This is a genomic window from Mesorhizobium sp. M0011, from assembly GCF_040324155.1.
GTDB lineage: Bacteria > Pseudomonadota > Alphaproteobacteria > Rhizobiales > Rhizobiaceae > Mesorhizobium.
Map to the genome: position 1 here is coordinate 233,226 of NZ_JAMYVQ010000005.1, position 21,099 is coordinate 254,324.

Annotated in this window: 23 protein-coding genes and 2 pseudogenes; 10 read left to right on the forward strand and 15 right to left on the reverse strand. The window is 61.8% G+C overall.

The window, feature by feature from the left end:
• Window positions 1–7: 7 nt before the first annotated feature.
• Both NKK51_RS08325 and NKK51_RS08330 read left to right on the forward strand, forming a co-directional pair.
• Window positions 8–712 carry a DNA alkylation repair protein gene (locus tag NKK51_RS08325; RefSeq protein ID WP_352552224.1) on the forward strand — a complete coding sequence of 235 codons (705 nt, stop codon included), beginning with the start codon at window positions 8–10 and terminating at the stop codon, window positions 710–712.
• Window positions 713–864: 152 nt separating this feature from the next.
• Complete coding sequence (locus NKK51_RS08330) at window positions 865–1,434, forward strand: DUF3299 domain-containing protein (protein WP_023813946.1); 570 nt, start codon at window positions 865–867, stop codon at window positions 1,432–1,434.
• Window positions 1,435–1,454: 20 nt separating this feature from the next.
• Here NKK51_RS08330 and NKK51_RS08335 read toward each other — a convergent pair whose 3' ends face one another.
• The 4 genes from NKK51_RS08335 to NKK51_RS08350 all read right to left on the reverse strand — a co-directional run bounded on the left by NKK51_RS08335 (window position 1,455) and on the right by NKK51_RS08350 (window position 3,951).
• On the reverse strand, window positions 1,455–1,946 hold the full coding sequence (locus NKK51_RS08335; RefSeq protein WP_006205209.1) for an Lrp/AsnC family transcriptional regulator: 492 nt from the start codon (window positions 1,944–1,946) through the stop codon (window positions 1,455–1,457).
• Window positions 1,947–2,055: 109 nt separating this feature from the next.
• Complete coding sequence (locus NKK51_RS08340) at window positions 2,056–2,736, reverse strand: uracil-DNA glycosylase family protein (protein ID WP_128303649.1); 681 nt, start codon at window positions 2,734–2,736, stop codon at window positions 2,056–2,058.
• Window positions 2,676–3,287 carry a glutathione S-transferase gene (locus NKK51_RS08345; protein ID WP_352442421.1) on the reverse strand — a complete coding sequence of 204 codons (612 nt, stop codon included), beginning with the start codon at window positions 3,285–3,287 and terminating at the stop codon, window positions 2,676–2,678. Before NKK51_RS08345 ends, NKK51_RS08340 begins: the two co-directional genes overlap by 61 nt.
• Window positions 3,288–3,330: 43 nt before the next feature.
• Entirely contained in the window at window positions 3,331–3,951 is a 621-nt protein-coding gene (locus NKK51_RS08350; RefSeq protein ID WP_352552225.1) for a thermonuclease family protein, read from the reverse strand.
• Between the two features lie 75 nt (window positions 3,952–4,026).
• On the opposite strand from NKK51_RS08350, the gene NKK51_RS08355 reads away from it, so the two are divergent.
• Complete coding sequence (locus NKK51_RS08355) at window positions 4,027–5,547, forward strand: sensor histidine kinase (RefSeq protein WP_352442420.1); 1,521 nt, start codon at window positions 4,027–4,029, stop codon at window positions 5,545–5,547.
• Window positions 5,548–5,559: 12 nt separating this feature from the next.
• On the opposite strand, the gene NKK51_RS08360 is transcribed toward NKK51_RS08355, so the two are convergent.
• The gene (locus NKK51_RS08360; protein ID WP_127297311.1) at window positions 5,560–6,558 is read right to left on the reverse strand and encodes a nicotinate-nucleotide--dimethylbenzimidazole phosphoribosyltransferase; all 999 of its coding nucleotides are present in this window, start codon (window positions 6,556–6,558) and stop codon (window positions 5,560–5,562) included.
• A 197-nt stretch (window positions 6,559–6,755) separates the two neighbouring features.
• Between NKK51_RS08360 and NKK51_RS08365 the strand changes: the two genes are divergently transcribed.
• Together NKK51_RS08365 and NKK51_RS08370 are read left to right on the forward strand one after the other, a co-directional pair.
• Window positions 6,756–6,989, forward strand: coding sequence for a DUF1289 domain-containing protein (locus NKK51_RS08365; RefSeq protein WP_164892906.1), 234 nt, complete (start codon window positions 6,756–6,758; stop codon window positions 6,987–6,989).
• A 7-nt stretch (window positions 6,990–6,996) separates the two neighbouring features.
• On the forward strand, window positions 6,997–7,701 hold the full coding sequence (locus NKK51_RS08370) for a TIGR02281 family clan AA aspartic protease (RefSeq protein ID WP_128303645.1): 705 nt from the start codon (window positions 6,997–6,999) through the stop codon (window positions 7,699–7,701).
• Between the two features lie 10 nt (window positions 7,702–7,711).
• On the opposite strand, the gene dusA is transcribed toward NKK51_RS08370, so the two are convergent.
• Complete coding sequence (gene dusA, locus NKK51_RS08375; protein WP_352552228.1) at window positions 7,712–8,710, reverse strand: tRNA dihydrouridine(20/20a) synthase DusA; 999 nt, start codon at window positions 8,708–8,710, stop codon at window positions 7,712–7,714.
• Between the two features lie 119 nt (window positions 8,711–8,829).
• Between dusA and NKK51_RS08380 the strand changes: the two genes are divergently transcribed.
• Entirely contained in the window at window positions 8,830–9,891 is a 1,062-nt protein-coding gene (locus tag NKK51_RS08380; RefSeq protein WP_352552229.1) for a site-specific integrase, read from the forward strand.
• A 501-nt stretch (window positions 9,892–10,392) separates the two neighbouring features.
• Here NKK51_RS08380 and NKK51_RS08385 read toward each other — a convergent pair.
• Both NKK51_RS08385 and NKK51_RS08390 read right to left on the reverse strand, forming a co-directional pair.
• Window positions 10,393–10,633 (reverse strand): annotated as a pseudogene (locus NKK51_RS08385) (chromate transporter); the annotation flags it as partial.
• Between the two features lie 15 nt (window positions 10,634–10,648).
• Window positions 10,649–11,626: a chromate resistance protein ChrB domain-containing protein gene (locus NKK51_RS08390; protein ID WP_352552231.1), complete on the reverse strand. Its 978-nt coding sequence runs from the start codon at window positions 11,624–11,626 to the stop codon at window positions 10,649–10,651.
• 109 nt (window positions 11,627–11,735) lie between these two features.
• On the opposite strand from NKK51_RS08390, the gene NKK51_RS08395 reads away from it, so the two are divergent.
• On the forward strand, window positions 11,736–12,707 hold the full coding sequence (locus tag NKK51_RS08395; protein ID WP_352552233.1) for a Fe-Mn family superoxide dismutase: 972 nt from the start codon (window positions 11,736–11,738) through the stop codon (window positions 12,705–12,707).
• Window positions 12,704–13,099, forward strand: a pseudogene (locus NKK51_RS08400) (chromate resistance protein ChrB domain-containing protein); the annotation flags it as partial. The gene NKK51_RS08395 and the pseudogene NKK51_RS08400, both read left to right, overlap by 4 nt.
• Before the next feature lie 155 nt (window positions 13,100–13,254).
• Here NKK51_RS08400 and NKK51_RS08405 read toward each other — a convergent pair.
• Complete coding sequence (locus NKK51_RS08405; protein ID WP_352552271.1) at window positions 13,255–13,968, reverse strand: nickel/cobalt transporter; 714 nt, start codon at window positions 13,966–13,968, stop codon at window positions 13,255–13,257.
• A 199-nt stretch (window positions 13,969–14,167) separates the two neighbouring features.
• Entirely contained in the window at window positions 14,168–14,923 is a 756-nt protein-coding gene (locus tag NKK51_RS08410) for a methyltransferase domain-containing protein (RefSeq protein ID WP_352552235.1), read from the reverse strand.
• Between the two features lie 147 nt (window positions 14,924–15,070).
• On the opposite strand from NKK51_RS08410, the gene NKK51_RS08415 reads away from it, so the two are divergent.
• Window positions 15,071–15,652 carry a TetR/AcrR family transcriptional regulator gene (locus tag NKK51_RS08415; RefSeq protein ID WP_352552237.1) on the forward strand — a complete coding sequence of 194 codons (582 nt, stop codon included), beginning with the start codon at window positions 15,071–15,073 and terminating at the stop codon, window positions 15,650–15,652.
• 81 nt (window positions 15,653–15,733) lie between these two features.
• Here the strand turns inward: NKK51_RS08415 and NKK51_RS08420 are convergent, their stop codons facing one another.
• Window positions 15,734–16,378, reverse strand: a complete 645-nt coding sequence (locus NKK51_RS08420) for a DUF1007 family protein (RefSeq protein WP_352552272.1) — start codon at window positions 16,376–16,378, stop codon at window positions 15,734–15,736.
• Between the two features lie 359 nt (window positions 16,379–16,737).
• Here NKK51_RS08420 and NKK51_RS08425 point away from each other — a divergent pair, with 359 nt between their 5' ends.
• On the forward strand, window positions 16,738–17,526 hold the full coding sequence (locus NKK51_RS08425; RefSeq protein WP_352552274.1) for a sulfite exporter TauE/SafE family protein: 789 nt from the start codon (window positions 16,738–16,740) through the stop codon (window positions 17,524–17,526).
• A 51-nt stretch (window positions 17,527–17,577) separates the two neighbouring features.
• Here the strand turns inward: NKK51_RS08425 and NKK51_RS08430 are convergent, their stop codons facing one another.
• The 4 genes from NKK51_RS08430 to NKK51_RS08445 form a co-directional block, all read right to left on the reverse strand.
• The gene (locus tag NKK51_RS08430; protein WP_352552239.1) at window positions 17,578–18,105 is read right to left on the reverse strand and encodes a hypothetical protein; all 528 of its coding nucleotides are present in this window, start codon (window positions 18,103–18,105) and stop codon (window positions 17,578–17,580) included.
• A gap of 92 nt (window positions 18,106–18,197) precedes the next feature.
• On the reverse strand, window positions 18,198–19,181 hold the full coding sequence (locus NKK51_RS08435; RefSeq protein WP_352552240.1) for an ABC transporter ATP-binding protein: 984 nt from the start codon (window positions 19,179–19,181) through the stop codon (window positions 18,198–18,200).
• Complete coding sequence (locus NKK51_RS08440; RefSeq protein WP_352552242.1) at window positions 19,174–20,187, reverse strand: ABC transporter ATP-binding protein; 1,014 nt, start codon at window positions 20,185–20,187, stop codon at window positions 19,174–19,176. The genes NKK51_RS08435 and NKK51_RS08440 overlap by 8 nt, the downstream gene beginning before the upstream one ends.
• Window positions 20,184–21,095, reverse strand: a complete 912-nt coding sequence (locus NKK51_RS08445; RefSeq protein WP_352552243.1) for an ABC transporter permease — start codon at window positions 21,093–21,095, stop codon at window positions 20,184–20,186. Before NKK51_RS08445 ends, NKK51_RS08440 begins: the two co-directional genes overlap by 4 nt.
• Window positions 21,096–21,099 lie beyond the last annotated feature (4 nt).

Sequence of the window (21,099 nt, forward strand, 5' to 3'; positions counted from 1 at the left end):
TTCCGCCGTGGCAGAGCTCTCACCTCAATCCACAGCCGCGGAAATCGTCGCCCATCTTCGCGCTATCGGGTCGGAGGAGAACCGCCTCGGCATGTTGCGCTACGGCATCAAGATCGACCGTGCGCTTGGTATCTCGCACGGCATGCAGCGGCAGATCGCCAGGAAGATCAGACGCAACCACGAGCGCGCCTTCGAGCTATGGGACACCGGCATCATGGAGCCGCAGTTCATCGCCTCCGTCACGGCTGACCCGAAACGGTTTTCTGCTGAAGATGCAAGACGATGGGCGGCCAGCTTCGACTCCTGGGACATCGTCGACGGCGTCTCCGACCTCTTTGTCGACACGGACGCCTGGAAAGAACTGATCGCCGAGTTCGCGGCGGACGAGCGGGAATTCGTTCGGCGCACGGCCTTTGCCATGATGGCCTGGTCTGTCGTCCACCGGAAGAAGGAGCCGGAGACGACCTTCCTCGCCTTCCTGCCGATCATCGAAACGCATGCCAACGACAGCCGCAATTTCGTGAAGAAAGCCGTGAACTGGGCGCTTCGGTCGATCGGCAAACGATCAATGGACATGCACGGCGCTGCCCTGGCTGTCGCCGAACGATTGGCGCAGTCGGCAGACAAGACGGCGCGCTGGATCGGCAAGGACGCCGTAAGGGAGCTGTCCAATGCCAAGACGCTCGCGCGGATCGTCGCCAGGAAAGGCTGACGGCGCGGAAATCCGCTTTCCGGCATGTCTGGATCTCGCCGACATGTGAAGTGGCTGCCGACATGCGATGCGGCTGCCGACATGTGATGCGGCGGGAGCGTTGACGTCGTTGACAGCGGCGTCTTTACTTGAGCTTCAAAGGGACGCGGCCAATGAGCAATCCTCCCAAATCAATCCTGGCCTTCGCAGCGGCATTGTTTGTGTCCGCGGCCACCGATGCCTCGGCCGAGACCGCGCACATATTCTGGAAGGATCTGCGTCCGGCTACGCAATCCGCCGCCGAAAACGTCGGGCTGCCGATGATCGCGGCAAAATTGCCCGACCATGGCGAGACGCTGTCCCTCAACCTGCAGGACAAAAGCATTCAGCTAGCCGGCTACGCATTGCCGGTCGATCGCGACGGCGATCTTGTCTATCAGTTCCTGCTGGTGCCGTGGACGGGTGCGTGCAGCCACATGCCAACGCCGCCCCCCAACCAGATCGTGCTGGTCACGCCGGCACGTCCCTACAAAATCTCCGAGGCCTATCAGCCGGTCGCGGTCACCGGCGCGCTGAAGCCGGACATGGAGAAGAGCCAGCTGTTCATCCTCGACGGCGTCAGCGTCATCCAGTCTGGCTACAGCGTCCGCAAGGCAGACGTGGTCGCCGTCGGCAGCGTACCGGACACCGTCACCCTGCCGGTCAATTCGCCCTGGAGTTTCCTCAACAAAAAGAAGAACTAAGCAGGACAACCTGCTGCAGCTCAGGCGGCGTTGGCACCCGATTCCTTGTCCAGCACCATGTAGTCGAGCGGGATTTCGGTCGTGTACTTGATCTGCTCCATGGCGAAGGACGACGACACGTCACGGATTTCGATCTTGGCGATCAGCCGCTTGTAGAAGGCGTCATAGGCGGCGATGTCTGGAACCACGACCCGCAGCAGATAATCGACGTCACCGCTCATGCGGTAGAACTCGACCACCTCGGGAAACTCCTGGATGACTTCCGAGAAACGCCGCAGCCATTCATGGCTGTGCGAATTGGTGCGGATCGACACGAAGACGGTGACGCGCACATTGACCTTTTCATGGTCGAGAATGGCAACGCGCCGCTTGATGACGCCTTCCTCCTCGAGCTTCTGGATGCGCCGCCAGCAAGGTGTTGTCGACAGCCCGACTTTCTTGGCGACGTCGGCGACCGCGAGTGTCGCGTCCTCCTGCAAAAGACGGAGAATTTTTCTATCGAGGCGGTCCATATTTTGCTCCCCAGGGGAATAGATTGGCTATACTCCCCCTTATTCCGACCTTTCACAAGAAAGAAATTCTGCCAATTGACGGAAAAGCGAGTGATTTCTTGCTGTAAGGTCAGCCGAGGCGATATCGGATTTCCGAACGCAGAAAAGGCAGCAAATCCATTTCAAACCATGGATTCTTCTTCAGCCAGCCGGTGTTGCGCCACGAGGGATGCGGCAGCGGCAGCACTTTCGGACCGACGGAATTCTCCCAGATGGAGCGCCAATCCATGACCGTTTCGGTCAGGGAGGGCCGGCGCGCCGCACCCATGTGCCAGGACTGCGCATAGATGCCGATCGTCAGCACCAGATCGATCCGTGGCATCGAGGCCATCAAAGGCGCGCGCCAGGCCGCCGCGCATTCGCGCCTCGGCGGCAGATCTCCCCCCTTGGCATCCTGGCCGGGAAAGCAGAAGCCCATCGGGACGATGGCGAATTTTTCGATGTCGTAGAATTCGTCGCTCGTCACGCCAAGCCAACTGCGCAGGCGGTCGCCGGAGGCGTCGGTGAACGGCATGCCAGACAGATGTACCTTGGTGCCGGGCGCCTGGCTGGCGATCAGGATACGGGCGCTGGACGAAGGGCGCAGTACTGGTCGTGGCTCATGCGGCAACGGCTTGCCGGCCGGATTTTCCACGCAGATACGGCAGGCGCGGACCCTGGCGACGAGGTTTTCGAGTTCAACAGTCATTCTCAGGCTGATGCGCTCGGCCGGCTGGAGACGGCCTGATGCCAGCGCAACACATTCGCGCAGTCATCCGGCACCTTGATGCGTGCCGGCTTCATGAAGTCGACGGCGATCAGGCCGGTGATGTCGGCGATCGAATAGCTGTCACCGGCGATGAACTCCCGGCTGCCCAGTTCGCCGTCCAGAAGCCTGAGGAACGCCACGGCCTTCGGCTTATTGGCCTCACCCCATTCGGGGACCTGCGGGATTTCCCATTCCTTCATGGCCGGATGGATGTGCCGGAAAGCCTGCGTGACGCAACTGAGCAAATTGAATTCCATCCGTCGCTGCCACATCTCGACCTGCGCCTTGCCGAGTGCGCCGCGCCCGAACAGGGCCGGTTCGGGATGCAGTTCCTCGAAATAACGGCAGATGGCGACGGATTCCGTGATGACGGTGCCGTCGTCGAGTTCCAGCACCGGCAGGCGTTGCAAGGGATTGCGCGAGCTGACCGCCTGTTGCCTGTGTTCGAGCGCCCCCATGTCGATGGGCACCTGCGGAACCTCGATGCCTTTCTCGGCCAGGAAAACGCGGACCCGCCGTGGATTGGGCGCCCGGCCCCCGTCGAAGAGTTTCATTCCATCCTCCTGTTCGTTCTCGGTTCCAGTTCCAGGACGCGTATCACCAGAAGCGAAAAATCTCGCGCACGGCATCGCCGATCGAGGCCAGTGTGCCGTGCTTCTTCTCGACGACTTCCCCGTGATGGCTGTCTCGCCAGTTCTGCGGCTGATCGAACGTTCCCGCCCAGATGCCGGCCTTTCCCGCCCGGGCGACGGCCTCCTCGCTCTCGAAGTCGCCATAGGCAACCGCCCAGCCGGCCTCGACCTGCGCGCGGTTGAGATTCTTGCCGCCGGCGGTGCAGTCGCCGAGCAGCCGGCCATAACGATCACGCTGCCAGCCGGTACAAGAGACGGGCTTGCCGGCGATCAGGCGAACGAGCGACTGACGCGCAAGCGTGCCGCAGGAATAGTCCGCGCCGTTCTTGCGGCAGGTCTGCGTATATTCTGGAGCATCGATGCCGCGCATGCGGATACGCTCGGTGCCAAGCGTGATCGAATCGCCGTCGTTGATGATTGCCACGCCTTGCGTTTTGCGTGTCTCGACCCGGTCGAGGCGGGCCGCCAGCAGGATCAGCAGTCCGAGGATGATGACGGCAAGCCCGTAATCCACCAGCCGGCGCCACAGGCTTCTGGGGCGCGCAACGTATCGCCGGCGCGGTCTTGGCGACCACGGGCGGCTCATATGGCAAACGGTTGGTTAATCATTCGAACGTAGCTTAACACTTGGAAACCGCTGCTCGCATAAATTGAAGTTTTGATGCCCTTGCAACGCTCGAACACAGCGGACAAGTTCATTGTGGACCGCAGGAAACCTCATCGCAACAGCGATGTGGCGCGCGCGGTGCGCAAGACGCGTGACCGTCTTTCGCAGCAGGCCGGCAATCCCGATTTCGATCGCGAACTGTTGAAGCTGCATGCCCGCGCGATGACCAGCGGCGCCATCGCCATCCCGCTTCTTGTCCTGTCGATCGCGGCGGCCGGCCGGCTGGCCGGAATCGGCAACGAGATCGGGCTCTGGGCGCTGTTCGCCCTGACCTGCTACACCATCGTTGCCTTCATGGCGCGGCGCATCGAGCGCACGGAAGCTTCCGACCTCAACCCTTCGCAAGCACGACGGGAATTCCTGATCGGCCATTTCCTTTGCGGTCTCGGCTGGGCATGGTTTGTGTGGCTTGGCTGCAGCGTCTGCGAGGTCGATCCGTTCCACATCGTCAAGGCCGTGGTGCTGTTGTTCGCCATGGCGGCGACCGCGGTGATGACCTCGTCTCTGCGCGGGGCGCTGTTGGCCACCTTTGCCGTTCCCGTGGCGCTCTACGCTTATGCCGGCGCCAAGCTATGGATGCCGGTCGAGGCGATCATGGCCGCGCTGCTGGTCATGTCGCTGCCGTTTTTCGCCTATGTGGCCCGGCATCTCAACCACTCGTCCCTGATGATGTTGTCGTTCCGCTCCGAAAAGGATGCGCTGATCGCCGAACTGGAGACGGCGAAATCGATGTCGGACGAGGCGCGGCGGCGGGCCGAAGACGCCAATCTGGCGAAATCGCGGTTCCTCGCTTCGATGAGCCACGAATTGCGCACACCGCTCAACGCCATTCTCGGTTTTTCCGAGGTGATGTCGAACGAGGTGCTGGGGCCGATGAGCAATCCCACCTATCGCGACTACGCCCATGACGTGCACGAATCCGGCCAGCATCTGCTCGATCTGATCAACGAGATCCTCGACCTGTCGCGCATCGAGGCCGGCCGCTACCAGCTCAACGAAGAACCGGTGATGCTGCTTGGTATCGTCGAGGACTGCTGTCACATGATGGAGTTGAGGGCGCGCAACAAGGATATCCGGGTCGTCCAGGATTTCGAGCACGAACTGCCGCGCCTTTTCGCTGATGAGCGTGCGGTGCGACAGATCACGCTCAACCTTCTGTCGAATGCCATCAAGTTCACCGCCACCGGCGGTGAAATCCGTGTCCGCGTTGGTTGGACGGCGGGCGGCGGACAATACATTTCGATCAAGGACAACGGTCCGGGCATACCGGAAGACGAGATCCCGATCGTGCTTTCCGCCTTCGGCCAGGGCTCGATCGCGATCAAGAGCGCCGAGCAAGGCACCGGGCTTGGCCTGCCGATCGTGCAAGGGCTGCTCGCCATGCATGGCGGCGAGTTCGAGCTTCATTCCAAGCTGCGCGAAGGCACCGAGGCGATCGCCATCTTCCCACTGAGCCGGGTGATGGAGGAACTGCCAGCACTGCCGACCGCGGCGGTGGCGGCTCGACGACGGTAATCCGGCAAGACTCTAGCCGCGTACCGCAGCTGCCATGCCCGAACTGGTCAGCGCGGCGGCCTTGACCAGACCCGCGGCAAGGGCGGCCCCTGCCCCTTCGCCATGGCTGATGCCCAGATCAAGCAACGGGCGCAGGCCGAGCCTTTGGGCGGCGCGTGCATGCGCGGTCTCTGGCGACAGGCTGGCCAGAAGGCAATGATCGAGCGCGGCGGGATTGACGCCATGCAGTACCGCTGCGGCTGCCGTGGCGGCCAATCCGTCGAGCAGCAGCGGGATCTTCTGCATGCGCGCGGCAAGGATGGCGCCGGCGATCGCCGCGAATTCACGGCCGCCGACCCGGCGCAGCGCCTCGAGCGGGTCGCCGAGATGGCCGCCATGAAAAGCCAGCGCCGCATCGACCACGTCGGCCTTGCGTGCCTGCATCGCCGCATCGGCGCCCGACCCCGCGCCGACCCAGTCGAAGCCCCTGCCCCCGAACAGCGCCGTAAACAGGGCGGCAGCGACGGTGGAGTTGCCGACGCCGAGATCGCCCAGGCACAAAAGATCGGTCCCGCCGGCGATCGCTTCCATGCCGAAGGCCATGGTGGCGGCACAGCCGCGCTCGTCGAGCGCGGCATCCTCGGTGATGTCGGCGGTCGGGATGTGCAGGGCGAGATCGAAGACCTTCAGTCCGAGGTCGTTGGCGATGCAGATCTGGTTGATCGCGGCACCTCCGGCGGCGCAAAGCTCGACCGCATTGGCGGTCGCCGCCACCGGCCGTGGCGAAATGCCGTGGCGCGTGACGCCGTGATTGCCGGCAAAGACCGCCATCAGCGGTCTTGTCACCGCGGGCGGGGCCCGCCCGCTCCAGGCTGCCAGCCAGGCGGCGATGTCCTCGATACGGCCAAGCGAATTGCCTGGTTTGTCGGCCTTGGCAAACAGCATGCGCACGCGGGTCTCGGCTGCCGTGTCGGCCGCCGGCAGATTGGCCAACAGGTTGCGAAAATCGTCGAAGGGCAGTGCGCTGGTCATCTTGTTGTCGATCATTCCCTGGAGTTGGTGAGCGGCATAGCCGCCTTGCGAGGTTGGCACAACCTCTGGGATGATGGGCCTGCATTTGACGCAAAGCCGGCCCCGAAGGGCGCAATCGCGAGGGCTTGCATTGGCTTTGCCGTTGCACCATGTGGAGGTGGAACAAGGGATTCCGGATGGAAGCCCAAGAGAAAGTCATGACGGCCATCGAATCCCCGTGCATCCTGGTCTGTTCGATCGACATGAAAACCGGCTTCTGTTTCGGCTGCGGCCGCACGCGCGAGGAGATCGGCACCTGGATCGGGATGACGACGGAAACGCGCCGCAGCGTCATGGCGCAATTGCCGGCCCGGCTGGAAACGGTCGAGCGCCGGCCGCGCCGGGAAACGCGCCGCACCCGCATGGCGCGCGAACGCGACGCGCTATCGTGAGGTGCGGATGAGCCGGTTGTTCTGGATATTGATGGCCGCGATCGGGGTGGGAGCAGTCCTGCTCATGCTCAACGATTCCGCCGGCAGCACGCTCGGCGTGGAGAACAACGATTTCAGCCGACTGATCTGGCTCGGCGCCTTTGGCGCCCTTGTCGGCGCCGGCCTGCTTCGCTCGGGCCGGCCCCTGGGCGCCATGGCCCGCAACCTCGGCGCCTGGGCGGCGATCGCACTCGCGCTGATCGCTGGCTACCAGTATCGCTATGAGTTGCAGGATGTCGCCAGCCGGGTGACCGCGGGCCTTGTTCCCGGCAGCCCGCTTGCACTTGGCGTCGAGGACGGCCACGCCACGGTGACGCTCGACAAGGCCGACAACGGCCATTTCGAAGCGCGCATCCTGATCAATGGCAACCCGGTCCGGGCCGTGGTGGATACGGGTGCAACCAGCACCGTGCTGACGTCGCAGGATGCGCAGGCCGCCGGTTTCAATCCGGCGGCGCTCAACTACACCATACCGGTTTCGACCGCCAACGGCATGGCGCGCGCCGCGGCCGTGAAAACCGATCAGATTGCGATCGGCGGCATCACGCGCAAGGATATGTCGGTGATGATCGCCGCACCCGGCATGCTCAGCCAGAGCCTGCTCGGCATGAACTTCATCGGTTCATTGTCGGGTTTTGACGTGCGCGGCGACCGCATGATCCTCAGGGATTGATCCCCGAAGCTCAAGCCGCTTCGGCTGCTGCTCCACCGAACTCGACGGCCGCGAAAGCCGTCTTCAGAACGTCGGGGCCGGCGCCGGGTTTTGTCGCGTCGGTGGAGAGGATCTGCCGGTAGCGGCGCGCGCCGGGCAGGCCATGGAACAGTCCGACCATATGGCGAGTGACATGGCCAAGCCGGCCACCCTGCTCGATATGGCGTGCCGCATAGTGCGCCATCGTATCGATCAGCGCGGCAAAATCGAACGGCTCGGACTGAACGCCGTAGAAAGCGGCATCGACGCCGGCCAGAATGCCGGGCGTGTGGTAGGCGGCGCGGCCAAGCATGGCGCCGTCGACGTGACCGAGATGCGCCCGGGCCTCTTCAATCGACTGAATTCCACCATTTATTCCTATGAATTTGTTGTTCTTTTTTGCCTTCAGTCGATAGACTCTGCTGTAATCGAGCGGCGGGATGTCTCGGTTTTCCTTGGGACTCAGCCCTTCCAGCCACGCCTTGCGTGCATGCACCCACAACGCGTCGGCGCCGGCATCGAAAACCCCATCCGCCAGCGCATCGAGGGCTGGTTCCGGGTCCTGCTCGTCGACGCCTATGCGGCATTTGACCGTCACGGGGATCTTCACCGCCGCTTTCATCGCCGCAACGCAGCCGGCGACGAGGTCCGGCACCTTCATCAGGCAGGCGCCGAACGTGCCCGACTGAACGCGGTCCGACGGACAGCCGACATTGAGGTTGATCTCGTCATAGCCAAAAGCCTCGCCGATGCGGGCAGCCTCGGCGAGCTTTTCACGATCAGAGCCGCCGAGCTGCAGCGCGACCGGATGTTCCGTCGCATCGAAGCCGAGCAGCCGCTCGCGCGCGCCGTGAATGACCGCGTCGGCCACCACCATCTCGGTGTAAAGCAGCGCATGGCTCGTCAACTGGCGGTGGAAGAACCGGCAATGCCGGTCCGTCCAATCCATCATGGGTGCAATAGCCAGTCTATGCTCTTGATTTTTCAGCATTTTTTCTTTAACATCAAATCGTTAGAACCTGCCGAGTGCACACGAATTTACGCCAGAATACGACCTACCCTTTTCGCCACGTTTCGATCTCTCAGTGCACACAGAGCGCACACGAAAAAATGGCCACCTACACAAAACTCTCGTCCGGTTCCTGGCGTGTCCAAGTCCGTCGCAAGGGTCGCTACGTCAGCGAGACCTTCCTGCGCCGAGACGACGCACGGCGCTGGGCAACCGAAGCCGAGCGCCAAGTCGATCGTGGTGAGACGCCGACCAAGTCCCGTATAGCCCGCCTGAAAACTTTCGGTGAACTCATCGACCTTCATATCGACGACATGTGCGATGTAGGCAAGTCCCCTCGCCGCTCCAAGGCCGCGGCTCTCGATATGCTCCAAAGACATCTGGGGAAGTGCAACATCGCGGCTCTCGATCGCGAACGGCTCATTCGTTTTGGGCGCGACCGGGCCGCCCAAGGTGCCGGACCGATGACGCTCGGCATCGACATCGGCTTTGTAAAACTCATTCTGGCTCATGCCGCTGCAGTGCACGGCCTGCCCGTCAAGGTCGAACCGGTTGATCTCGCGCGTATTGCCCTAAAGAGGCTTGGCCTCGTTGGTAAGGGCAATCAGCGCGACAGGAGGCCGACCCAGGATGAACTCGACAGGCTCATCGCCCACTTCGATGCAAATCCTCGTCAAATAGCGCCGATTGGTCAGATAATACGTTTCGCCGTCGCAACGGCGATGCGCCAGGAGGAAATCTGCAAGGCGCGGTGGTCCGACATGGAATCTCGCACCCGGATGCTTCTCATCCGTGACCGGAAAGACCCGCGAAACAAAAACGGGAACAATCAACGCATACCCTTGTTCGCGGCAACTGGGTACGACGCATGGGCCATTGTCGAGGACCGACTGGCCAAGCGGAGCAATGACGATGATCGAATTTTCCCATTCAATCATAGGTCAGTCGGCACCGCCTTCCGTCTAGGGTGCGCTGACCTGGACATCCACGACCTTCATTTTCATGATTTGCGGCATGAAGGAACGAGCCGCCTTTTCGAAGCTGGGTTCACAATTGAACAGGTAGCGCTGGTCACAGGGCACAAGGATTGGAAGATGTTGCGGCGCTATACGCACCTCAAGCCAGAAATGCTTCATACTATCCAAGCGGCGAGGGCTGCATAAAATTGCCGCGAGTGGCCGTACCAGTTCGCAATCTCCGGCGGCGTTGAACGCCTCCGATCGGCGGTCGCGGCCACGATCTCGCTGCTTTGAAACAGAGCCTGGATGGCTTCCGTCGGTAGAAGGACCTGCGGTTTTGGAGACCGAATAGCCTTCTTACATCTGCTTGTTTGCAAAGCAATATTTGGCATTTTTCTGATCGATGTGAAAGGATTTGTGTAACGGAAACGAGCCTTTTGGCGTTAATGACAGCTATCATTAGCAACATAGATCTCTGATGAGGGCCGCCCCTATTTCGTGCATAATGAGGCAATGACCTCTGTCGAAATTTTCATAGGCACCCCTATAGGGCACGCATCGGAACGCGCTACCCTTAAGCGCGCGGTTGAGACCCTGTCGGCATATGGCATCCCAGCGGTTGTCCTTGCCAACGTGAATTTCGGCGCCCGGCAAATTGATCTCGTTATCGGCTTCGACCGGCGCGCTCTCGTTATTGAATCCAAGGGATTCAGCTCCGCCGAGCAGCGTGCAATAGTTCAGCGCATGCAGGAACCTGGTCTCGCCGATCCAGCGTTTTTCCTCGACGATGATCCGGTGCATCATGGCGATCTGACCGGCCGGACCGCCGAAGCTGAGCGCGGCCACACGCGCCCACACCCCGCGTGGCCTCAGCAAACGAAATGCCATGGCCGGGGGTCTCGGTTGGTTGGTTTGGTGCTGTCACGGTGCTCTCTGCGTTGACCATAGTTAGATCCTCGGGTCACCCGCGCTTCGAGCGGAAATATCGGTACAGGTTGTCGAACACCGAAGCGCCCTCGGCGATCCGTTGTTCGTCGCCGGCGTTCGCCATGGCGATACCGGCGATCAGGCTGGCGATGCCGGTGGTTTCCTCGCGGCCGAACTTGCTGTCCTTGAGATCGATATCGTGGACGACCTCGGCGATGGCCTGCAACGCCGTATCGGTAATGCCGGCGCGGGCCAGCAGTAACTCGAAGCTGCAGCGGTCGCCTTCATGGGTGATTTCACCCTCGAACATGTCGAAGCGCAATTCACCCTCGTTCGGCACGTATCCTTTTCCCGCCACGAAGCGGATGACCGCGTCCGGGTCGATGAAGCGCCGGATCAGCCAGCTGCAGGCAATGCGGTCGACATGCACGTCCCGGCGCGTGATCCATACCCGGCTCTTGAGGTCGCTCGCCTCGGTCGGCTTCGTCGGTTCCTTGGCCATCGCCTTGTCCTCTTTTACCAGTGTCTCGAGATCGGCGATCAGTCCTTCGACGCTGAGGCGACCAGTAGCGCCGAAAAAGTCGATCGCCACGATCTCGGCGAGCCGCTTGCGCAGGCGGCCGAGTTGCGATCGCGCCTCCGCATGCTTTTCCGACATCGCGTCCGCTCTGATCCCCGCGGCAAGATCGCGTGCGTCGTTGGCGATCTCGGCGTAATCGGCGTCACGCGCCTCGTCGAACAGCGCCCTCACCTGCGCGTCCGACAGACCGTCAAGCAGGCGTGCCTCGCACAACATAGCTTCGCCGCCGCCAGCGACGATCTCCTTGAGAAGCCATTCGAAATCCTCCTGCATCTCGGCATTGGCCGGCAGGGCGTAGACGGTGCTTTTGACTGCGACCGCGCCGATGCCTTGCAACCGTCGCCAGATCTTCACCCGAAAATAGGCGGGTTTGCTTGGCAGCTGATGGATCAGGAGCAGCCAGCGCTGTTCCTGCGATTGCCCCTCACTCATAGGTGAACCGTATCACGAACAAAGATCAATGCAACACTTGTATCATTTTCCATTCAGGCATAGCGTTCGCGTCCTCACGGATGGGCCGTGCCGCAGAGTGGGGAAACCGATGCCACACCAGATCATGCCGCTGCCGTTCAAGCCCCCTCGCCTCGTCGGCCTCTCCGAGCGGCTGTTGGCAAGCCACTATGAAAACAATTACGGCGGTGCCGTTCGCCGCCTCAACGCCATCGAACAACGGCTCGACGGGCTCGACTGGGGCGCGGCACCCGTCTTCGACATCAACGGGCTGAAGCGCGAAGAGTTGGTCGCGGCCAACTCGGCGATCCTGCACGAAATCTATTTCGATGGGCTCGGTGGCTCCGGCGATGCCGGAGACGATCTCGCGGCTGCCCTGGAGCGCGACTTTGGCAGTGTGGCGGCCTGGCGCGCGAAGTTCATGGCTTGTGCGAAGGCGCAAGCCGGCGGTTCGGGATGGACCCTGCTGACCTGGTCGGAGCCCCGCGATCGGCTGACGATCCAATGGGCAGCGGATCACACCAACTGCCTTGCCGGCGGCATTCCGATCCTCGCGCTCGACATGTACGAACATGCCTACCACATGGATTTCGGCGCCAAGGCCGGCGCCTATGTCGATGCCTTCATGAAGAACATCCATTGGGAACGGGTCGCTGCCCGCCACCGCCGGGCCATCGCGCAGCATGATCCTTCAACAGGATCGGCATCGGACGACGCGGTTCCAGCGATCGCGCCAGAGGAACTGCGGGCGCGCCTCGTTCAGGGAGAAGATCTCGTGGTGCTCGACGTCTGCCTCGCCGAGGATCTGGCAAAGCGCAGCGATATGCTGCCGGGGGCCAAGCTCCGAGCCCCCGAGAAGATCGCCGATTGGGCGGATGAGCTGCCGAGGGGCAAGCCGGTCATCGTCTATTGCGTCTACGGCTTCCAGGTCAGCGGTGACGCCGTCGCCGAACTGCGTCGCCGCGGCATCGATGCAAGTGCGCTTTCCGGCGGCATCGCCGCCTGGCATGCGATCGGCGCGCCGACCGTCCCGCTGATACTCAAGGAAGGAGATGAATCATGAAATGGGTTACCCGAGAACGGCCTGTCATCGACCGCATCGCCTGCCCCTGGCTGATTGCGCGCTTTATCGACAAGGAACCGGAGTTCCTCTTCGCACCGCCCGATCAGGTGATCTCCGTTGCCCAGGAGACGGGCGCGACACCGTATGATGTGCCTGGTGTTGAGTTCACCCATGTCGGCGACGGTTGCAGTTTCGATACCTTCGTCGCGAAATACGGGCTCGAGCGCGACCCGGCCATCGTGACCATTGCCGCGATCGTGCGCGGCGCCGATACCGACCAGCACGATCTCACGGCACAGTCGGCGGGCTTGCTCGCGATCTCCATGGGGCTGCGGGACCTGACATCCGATGACCACGAGGTTCTGAAACACGGATTCATAATCTATGACGCGCTCTACGCTTGGGCCTCGCGCCGCAAGGCTGAGACGCATAGCTGGCCGCCAGTCTCGAAGCCGGCCGTGGCAGGATGTCTGCCCGGATGCACCGCTTGCCATTTCATCCGGCTGAGCGGGTTCGGTTTGCTGCGGGCGCGCCGCTCATATGCCTCTCAGCGCGATGAAATCTGCCAGACGGCCACACCAGCAAGAATAACTCCAGCGGCACCTTCGATGGTCCGAGAAATGATATCGAACAGGCGTGGCCTGCTGTCGAAAAAATGCACGAGACGCTCCCGAAACAGGATCGACAACACGGCTACGCAAGACAGCGTCAACGCCACGCCGAACATCATGGTGATTGCGAAGAGGATGCCGGCGACCGGAACGCCTCTGGATATCGCGAAGGTCATCACAAAAAGCGTGAGTGGACACGGGATCAAGCCCGCCATGACGCCGACGGCTTCACCTTCATGCTTTTGGTGATGGCCATGGCTCAAAGCGCGCCAGAGCATCCAGACGCCGATCAGGCCGAGCAGGCCGCGACTGACATCTTCCAAAAGCGGCGCCCGGCCAACGCTACCCAAAGCAATCGAGACCAGCGGCAACGAGAGGGCTGCGATCAGCACGGCTATCGTCACATGCGTGAACGAGAGTGTCAGCGACACGAGAAGGCCGCGCGAAACCTTGGCATCCGAACCGGCCAGATACGTCGCCAGCACGGCTTTGCTGTGACCTGGCGTCAGAGCATGCGCCGCACCAAACAGCACTCCCATCGGCAAGAAGGCCATGAACGCCAGCCAGTCGCCGCCCGCCGACAGCAATTTGATCTGCTCGGCCAGCGCGAGGTAGATCGTGCGCTGAAACTCGACAAGGGTTTGGAACATCATCCGCAGGTCAATTCAAGGCACATGGCGAAGACTCACTTCGGGTTTTTTGTTCAGGCAGGACAGCTGCCATTGCAAGCAGGCCGAATTGGGACGTGCCAACGCCCATATGTGATTGTTCGCCTCAGAACGGGTCGCCATTCAGCCAGTGCCTGAGCATGATCACGGCGATGCCGGCGACGCCTGGCCTGGCTGGTCCTTACTCGTCGTTGCGCGAATGTATTTCAGGTTCTTGGTGCCGACCGCGCCGATATCGCTGACCTGGAATCCGCTCTCGGTCAACAGCGAGGCGACCGAATGCATATCGACATGACCATGCTTGTGGAGCCTGGGTAATCTGGACACCGGCCTGCCGAAATCGATGAGCAACAGCCGGCCTGCCGGCTTTGAAGGGAAGCTTCTGCGCCGTCCCGTTGACGAACGTCAGATCGAGACCGGACCGCTCGGCCTTGGCGCGCGCCCTCTCGATCATTTCGGCCGACGCATCGACGCCGGTGACGCTTCCGTCCGAACCGACCAGCCGCTTCGCAGCAATGGCAAGGGTGCCCGTTCCACAGCCGACATCGAGCATCGCTTCGCCGGGCTGGAGCTTTGCCGGGCGAAGCATGAACTCGCGAAAGCGGCCCTCGCGCCCGAGGGTCAGAACGCGCGCAAGCAAGTCATAGGCCGCCGCCCGGTGCAGGACGATGCCAATGCCCCTGTCGCTCGCGCTCTGCGCACCGTTGCCGACGAGCCCCCTGTGACGCAGGCTGCCCCACAGCGCCAGTCCCGCGATCACCGCGAGGACGAGTCCGTGGAATGCCGCCGTCCAAGCGCCAGCCTGAACATAGCCCATGCCCAATTTGGCGAGGACGAGGAAGCCGGCAACCAGCGACAGTTTGGCAAGCAGAACCAACGCTATCACCCTCTTGCGCGAATGCGGTCCGTTATTGGCGTGATGATCAGATGAATGCATGTCTGGCGACCTTCTGCTTCCTTGCGTCGTGCCCAAACCCCGATTTGAGCTCCTGGACTTGGCGTATCATAATGGACACAATGTCTGGAAATGGTGTTGTCAGACACCGGACCGCCGAATGTCCGAAACCGGGCACTGCAGAGGGCCATGGCCATGAAAATCGAACGTGCGGGCGAGCGGAACACGATCGATCGACGCGTCGCGCGGACGCGCGGCCTGCTGCAGGACGCGCTCATCGCCCTGATCCCGGAGCAGGGATATGCTGCCATCACCGTCGACGACATTTGCCGGAGGGCCAATATCGGCAGGTCGACCTTCTATACCCACTATGCCGACAAGGATGCTCTGCGCAGCGCGACCATCGAGGCGCATCTGCGGTCTATCGGCCGCAGGCGCGAGGCGGCAAGTCAAGAAACAGGTAGCCGCCTGTTCGAGTTCAGCCTGCCCATGTTCGAGCACGCCCATGCATTCCGACCGCTTCACCACGCATTGCTTGCAAGCAGCGGCGATACGATCCACGACGAACTGCGTGAGCGTATCCGGCGAGCCGTCCGGGAAGAACTCGTCGAGAAACGGATCGGCGATCGCGGCATGCCTGCCGAATTCGCCATTCAGTTCATAGCCGGCGCATTTCTTGCGGTGCTCGCCTGGTGGGTCGCCACCGACCTGTTCCAGAGGATGGCGGGAAAAGGCATCGGCGCCTGGGGTATGCCACGCTCCGATTCATAAAAGGTGGATGCCCGGCGCCAGGTAGATCGTTCGCTGGAATTCGACGAGGGTTCGGAACATGGCGATCAGATCGGCTCCGTGTCAGCCACACGTCAATTCAAGACGTGTCGCGAAGATCTTGCCGAGATCGGTCCCCGTCGGGTCACTGAAGAAAGCGTCTGTCAGGCTTTTCTGGTTTTGCGCTATGGCCGTGTCCGGATTGGGACGCACGACCGCACGTGAGCAGCCTTGCGGCAGACCCGCCACCGCAATCTTGTCGTCATCGGTAAAGTCGATTGCCGTGTAGAAGGTCGGATCATAGACGCCGATGCTGACATTTCCAGCAAGGGCCAACGGGTCCTTCGGCTGCGTTTCGAACTGGACGACGAGTTGATCGTTTTCATAGCTGACGCTGAATTTCGGCGGCGGCGCCATCGTCACGTCCTTGCCGTTCAACGTCACCATTTGAAAGTAGTTATACTCGGCCAGCGATGCATGGACGGTAAGAGCGACTTCATCGAGTTCCTTTGCATCAAGGACAAGGTCGGAATTCTTGTCGAATTCCATCAGCACAGTGCTGGAAAAGAGGTCGTCGAAACGCCAGGAATGCCGAAGTGACTTGACCGTCCGGTCGGGACCGACAATCAAATCCAGCCTCGCCTCGGCGAAGACATGCGGATGGGCGCTCGCCGCCGCGGCGGAAGCGAGCAACAGCGCCGCGCCTGATATGATGCCTGCCAGTCGCATTTTCACTCGCACTTCATCGTTTCCGGGTCAGGGAAGGCGTCTGCCATTGCAAGCAGGCCGAAATGGGACGGCCTCTCTGCGTGCCATCCATGCAGCGTGACTTATACCGGAGCAGCTACCCAAAGTCGCCCTTCAGCCAGTGGTTGAGCATGATCACCGCGATGCCGGCAAGGATTGCCAGCGCTATCATCCAGATGATCTTTTGCTTATCGCTCAACTTCCTTCTCCGGATCGATGCCGAGGAATGGTTCCTACCGCGAGTTCCTTGCAAACGCAAAAAAGACCGCGTCTCTTGCGAGAGACGGGCCATCGAGGATTGAGGACTAGAATTTCACACACCCTTGCTGCATATCGTCCGCATGGTCGAAAGACGCGGAATACTGGCATTTGTGGTTGGCGCTGTCGTCGGTTCGCTTGGCGGACTAATTGGCCTTGGCGGGGCAGAGTTCCGCCTTCCCTTCCTCATCGGGCTGTTCCGGTTTGCCGCTCTTGAAGCGGTAATTCTGAACAAGGCCACCAGTTTGGTGGTGGTTGCGTCTGCCCTTCCCTTCCGGGCCGCTACAGTGCCTCTAAGCGCCGTCGCGGCTCATTGGCCGGTCATTCTCAATCTGCTGGCGGGTAGCCTAGCCGGTGCCTGGTTCGGTGCGGGATGGGCAACAGGGCTCAAATCCGAAACGCTCTATAAGGTAATTGCCGCGCTACTGTTGCTTATCGCCCTCGTCTTGGTCTTTGGCCACGATCAGAGCTTAACAAGCCTGCCGCCTTTCAGCGGGCCGGCCTTGATCATTGCCGGGATCATCATCGGGTTCGCCATCGGCGTCGTGGCGTCGTTGCTTGGTGTAGCCGGTGGGGAACTGCTTGTCCCCACGCTCGTCCTGCTTTTCGGGATCGACATCAAGCTTGCCGGGAGCATGTCGCTTGCGGTGAGCCTTCCGACGATGATGGTCGGTTTCACCCGCTATTCGCAGGACCAAAGCTTTGGCGTAATTGCGAGGAACAAATGGTTCGTGGTCCTGATTGCTGCGGGGTCGATTGTCGGGACATGGATCGGCGGCATGTTGTTGGGCATCGTGCCAGAGAAAGTGCTGCTGCCTCTGTTGGCTGCTATCCTCGTCATCTCGGCCTACAAGGTGTGGCGCCACGAGTAGCACCGTCGGAATCACTACCCTTGGTCGCCATCGGCCGCCTGTTCACCCCGATTAATCATCGACTATCGAGCTTGCAATGATCATGCTCGACTTGATCCGGGACCTTGGCGACGTCAAATGGACAAGCTGCTTGCGATTGCCGGCAATCAATATGTAGAGTTTGGAGACGTGAGCCCCGTTTCTGTCCTCGCCGATTTTTTCCGCATCAGTCCGGGCGAAGAAACGCTCCTCGAAAGCCGCACGGTCGACATCGAACAGCCTGATTGAGCAGGTTTGCACGGCCTTGCCGTTCAAGGTGGCTTTTGTCACCGCGATCATGGTTCTGGCAGGCAGGTCGTCGCCAGTCGCCTCCCAGCCCTGGAAAGCATCTACGTCATCGACCGGAGCAAGCGCTGCGTCGCCGGACAGCGGTGTCCATCCGCGTCTCCCGGCTACAGCGGCGGTTCGCTCGAAGTCAGGCCCATGGGCAAGACAAATCGCGTGAAAAGCTTCCAACGCCAGATCGACATTATCGGCATGCGCCAGCGGCGATGTCAGCCACACAGCCGCAAACGCCAGGACAAAAAATGCCTTCGACATTCAGCGCGCCTCAGTCAGGAGAACGGAACAATCCACACGATCAAGATGGACCCTCTGGCAGTTTGGTCAAGAGAGCCAGCAATGACCCTCCTTCAGATCACCGGGCGGCGCGCGCTATCTGCAAGGTGACAGGCGGCAACGCCGCCGTGGGGCACCATCCGCAACAGGGGTTCCTCGACCCGGCAGACATCAATCGCGACTGGACAGCGCGTGTTGAACCGGCACCCCGGAGGTGGCGCGCTCGGACTTGGCGGATCGCCGGCTAGAATGATCCGGCGGCGCCCGGCTTCGATGCGAGGATCGGGAGAAGGAACAGCCGACAGCAGCGCCTGGCTGTAGGGGTGGGCCGGCTCGCGAAACAGCGGCCGGGTCACACCGGCTTCCGAAATGCGGCCGAGATACATCACCGTCACGTTCGAGCAGACTTCGCGCACGATCGCCAAGTCATGCGCGACAATGACGATGGTCAGACCAAGCTGCTTCTGCAACGACGTAAACAGGTTGACGATCTGCGCTCGGATCGAAACGTCGAGCGCGCTGAGCGGTTCGTCGCAGACCAATATGGATGGTTTGAGGGCGAGTGCGCGCGCAATCGAAACGCGCTGGCGCTGGCCGCCGGAGAGCGACCTTGGCAAACGGTCGAGCACGGTCGCGGGCAGCGCAACCAGATCCAGAAGCTCGGCGATGCGGCGGCGGCGCTCCGCCGACGAGCCGAGGCGATGGATCTGCAGCGGCTCCTCCAGCGTCTGATAGACGCTCTGCCGACGGCTCATCGACCCCAACGGATCCTGGAAGACGAACTGGACTTCGCGGCTGAACGACTTCCTGTCCGATTTCAGCCATTCGGCGCGATCCCTTCCTCCAATCAAGACAGTGCCCTCGCTCGCCTTCTGCAAACCGACGATGGTGCGCGCCAGCGTGGTCTTGCCGCAGCCGGACTCGCCGACAATGCCGTGGAACGCGCCGCGCGCGACCGACAGGTCTATACCGTCGACCGCCCGCACCGCGCCGATGCCCGAGCGGTTAGCGAAATGCACCTTCAATCCCCTGACCTCGATCGCCGGGACATCAGACATGGACAGCAATCCCTTCTCGCCGAAGCACGACCGGGCAGGCCACGCGATGCGGATTTGCCGAGATCGATATCGTCTGAAGCGGAGGTCGGTGTTTTCGGCAACCGGCTTCGACCAATTCGCAGCGGTCGGCGAAACGGCAACCCGGCTCCAGCCTGATCTGGCTTGGCGGCAGGCCCGGTATCTCGCGCGTAGCCACATTGTCGTCAGCGGGAAAATCCGGCACCGATGCGAGCAGCCCACGCGTATAGGGATGGACCGGCTGGGTCAGCACATCCATCGCCGTCCCCTCCTCCGCCACCTGTCCGGCGTAAAGCACGATGACGCGGTCCGCGACGGAAGCAACCACGCCGATGTCGTGCGTGATCAGCACGACCGCGATGCCGTCCTCGTGCTGAATCTGGCGGATGAGCTCCAGAATTTGTGCCTGGACGGTGGCGTCCAGCGCTGTAGTCGGCTCGTCGGCAATCAGCACGCGCGGCCGGGCCGCCAGCGCCAGCGCGATCATCGCGCGTTGCAACATGCCGCCCGACATCTCGTGCGGATAGCGGTTGTAGCGATCCTCAGGGTCCGGAATGCCGGAGCGTGCCAGAAGCGAAACCGCTTGCTTGCGCGCAGCCTCGCGCGACAGGCCGGCGAAACGGCGCGCCTGCCGGGCCAGTTGCGGGCCGATTTTCAGCATCGGGTTGAGCGCGCTCATCGGGTCCTGGAAGATCACGCCGAAATAGCGTCCGCGCAGATCCGATAATTGCCGGGAGCCGATGCTGAGCAATTCGCTTCCGTCCGCTTGCGCCGACCCCTTCATATCCACCGTCACGCCCTCGGGCAGCAGACCGAGCGGCCCGAGCGTCATGACGGTCTTTCCCGAACCGCTTTCGCCGACGACCGCGACCGTTTCTCCAGGACGGACGTTGAACGACACCCCATCCACAGCCCGCACCGAGACGGTGGTGGCGTAGAGATCGATGACTAAATTCTCGATCGCATAGAGCGGCTGATTGTCACTCATGCTGAAGTCGTCCCGGTTTCGACGGCGTTGCGCTCGGCTTCTTCGCGAGCGCGCGCCCTTCGGCGTTTACGCAACGTCGCGCCGCGAACCGGCCGCGGCACCTTTTGCAATGCGAAAGCTTCGCCCAGAAGATTGAAGCTGACCACGACCAGCGTCAGCGCTAGGCCGGGCAGGACCACGAGCCGTGGAACCTCCTCGATGTAGCTCATGCCGTCGACGAGCATCTGACCCCACTCCGGCGTTGGCGGCGCGACGCCAAGTCCAAGAAAGCTGAGCGTAGCGATGGCCAGTACAAGAGCGCCGGCGTCGGCGCTTGCATAGACGACGACCAGGGCAAGTACATGCGGCAGGATATGGCGGACAAAAATCCACAGATGGCCAGCGCCCATGACCCTGGCCGCCTCGATATAAGGCTGCTGCAACTCGGCCGTGACGACTGCGCGGCTCATGCGGGCATAGTTCGCCCACCACGCCAAGGTGAGCGCCGTGATCATCGACCAATAGCCGGTGCCCAGAATGCCGATCAGCGCCAGCGCGATCACCAGGCTCGGAAGCGCCAGCGCAATATCGATGAGGCTGATCAGGACAAGCTCGACACGTCCCCCGACGTAGCCGGCAAAGGAGCCGATCGTCACGCCGATCGCCAGTGCGGCGACGAGCACGATCACCATCGCCACCAAGGAAATGCGGGCGCCGCCGACGATGCGGCTGAGGACATCACGGCCGAGATAGTCGGTGCCGAGCCAGTGGCTCCAGCTCATGCCCTCCAATGTCGCCGAATAATCCTGCGCGCTTGGATCGTAAGGCATGATCACCGGGGCAAAGATGCCGACGAGCACAAAGCCGATGACGGGGAGCAGCACCAGCCACGGCCAGCCCTTGATATCCTTGATTGCGGAAATGTTCATCGCC

Excerpts from the sequence above, each read along its gene's own strand:
- NKK51_RS08330 (WP_023813946.1), top strand. The coding sequence starts at position 865 with ATGAGCAATCCTCCCAAATCAATCCTGGCCTTCGCAGCGGCATTGTTT.
- NKK51_RS08335 (WP_006205209.1), bottom strand. The coding sequence starts at position 1,946 with ATGGACCGCCTCGATAGAAAAATTCTCCGTCTTTTGCAGGAGGACGCG.
- NKK51_RS08345 (WP_352442421.1), bottom strand. The coding sequence starts at position 3,287 with ATGAAACTCTTCGACGGGGGCCGGGCGCCCAATCCACGGCGGGTCCGC.
- NKK51_RS08350 (WP_352552225.1), bottom strand. The coding sequence starts at position 3,951 with ATGAGCCGCCCGTGGTCGCCAAGACCGCGCCGGCGATACGTTGCGCGC.
- NKK51_RS08355 (WP_352442420.1), top strand. The coding sequence starts at position 4,027 with ATGCCCTTGCAACGCTCGAACACAGCGGACAAGTTCATTGTGGACCGC.
- NKK51_RS08360 (WP_127297311.1), bottom strand. The coding sequence starts at position 6,558 with ATGACCAGCGCACTGCCCTTCGACGATTTTCGCAACCTGTTGGCCAAT.
- NKK51_RS08365 (WP_164892906.1), top strand. The coding sequence starts at position 6,756 with ATGACGGCCATCGAATCCCCGTGCATCCTGGTCTGTTCGATCGACATG.
- NKK51_RS08370 (WP_128303645.1), top strand. The coding sequence starts at position 6,997 with ATGAGCCGGTTGTTCTGGATATTGATGGCCGCGATCGGGGTGGGAGCA.
- dusA (WP_352552228.1), bottom strand. The coding sequence starts at position 8,710 with ATGCTGAAAAATCAAGAGCATAGACTGGCTATTGCACCCATGATGGAT.
- NKK51_RS08380 (WP_352552229.1), top strand. The coding sequence starts at position 8,830 with ATGGCCACCTACACAAAACTCTCGTCCGGTTCCTGGCGTGTCCAAGTC.
- NKK51_RS08390 (WP_352552231.1), bottom strand. The coding sequence starts at position 11,626 with ATGAGTGAGGGGCAATCGCAGGAACAGCGCTGGCTGCTCCTGATCCAT.
- NKK51_RS08395 (WP_352552233.1), top strand. The coding sequence starts at position 11,736 with ATGCCACACCAGATCATGCCGCTGCCGTTCAAGCCCCCTCGCCTCGTC.
- NKK51_RS08405 (WP_352552271.1), bottom strand. The coding sequence starts at position 13,968 with ATGTTCCAAACCCTTGTCGAGTTTCAGCGCACGATCTACCTCGCGCTG.
- NKK51_RS08410 (WP_352552235.1), bottom strand. The coding sequence starts at position 14,923 with ATGCATTCATCTGATCATCACGCCAATAACGGACCGCATTCGCGCAAG.
- NKK51_RS08415 (WP_352552237.1), top strand. The coding sequence starts at position 15,071 with ATGGCCATGAAAATCGAACGTGCGGGCGAGCGGAACACGATCGATCGA.
- NKK51_RS08420 (WP_352552272.1), bottom strand. The coding sequence starts at position 16,378 with ATGCGACTGGCAGGCATCATATCAGGCGCGGCGCTGTTGCTCGCTTCC.
- NKK51_RS08425 (WP_352552274.1), top strand. The coding sequence starts at position 16,738 with ATGGTCGAAAGACGCGGAATACTGGCATTTGTGGTTGGCGCTGTCGTC.
- NKK51_RS08430 (WP_352552239.1), bottom strand. The coding sequence starts at position 18,105 with ATGTCGAAGGCATTTTTTGTCCTGGCGTTTGCGGCTGTGTGGCTGACA.
- NKK51_RS08435 (WP_352552240.1), bottom strand. The coding sequence starts at position 19,181 with ATGTCTGATGTCCCGGCGATCGAGGTCAGGGGATTGAAGGTGCATTTC.
- NKK51_RS08440 (WP_352552242.1), bottom strand. The coding sequence starts at position 20,187 with ATGAGTGACAATCAGCCGCTCTATGCGATCGAGAATTTAGTCATCGAT.
- NKK51_RS08445 (WP_352552243.1), bottom strand. The coding sequence starts at position 21,095 with ATGAACATTTCCGCAATCAAGGATATCAAGGGCTGGCCGTGGCTGGTG.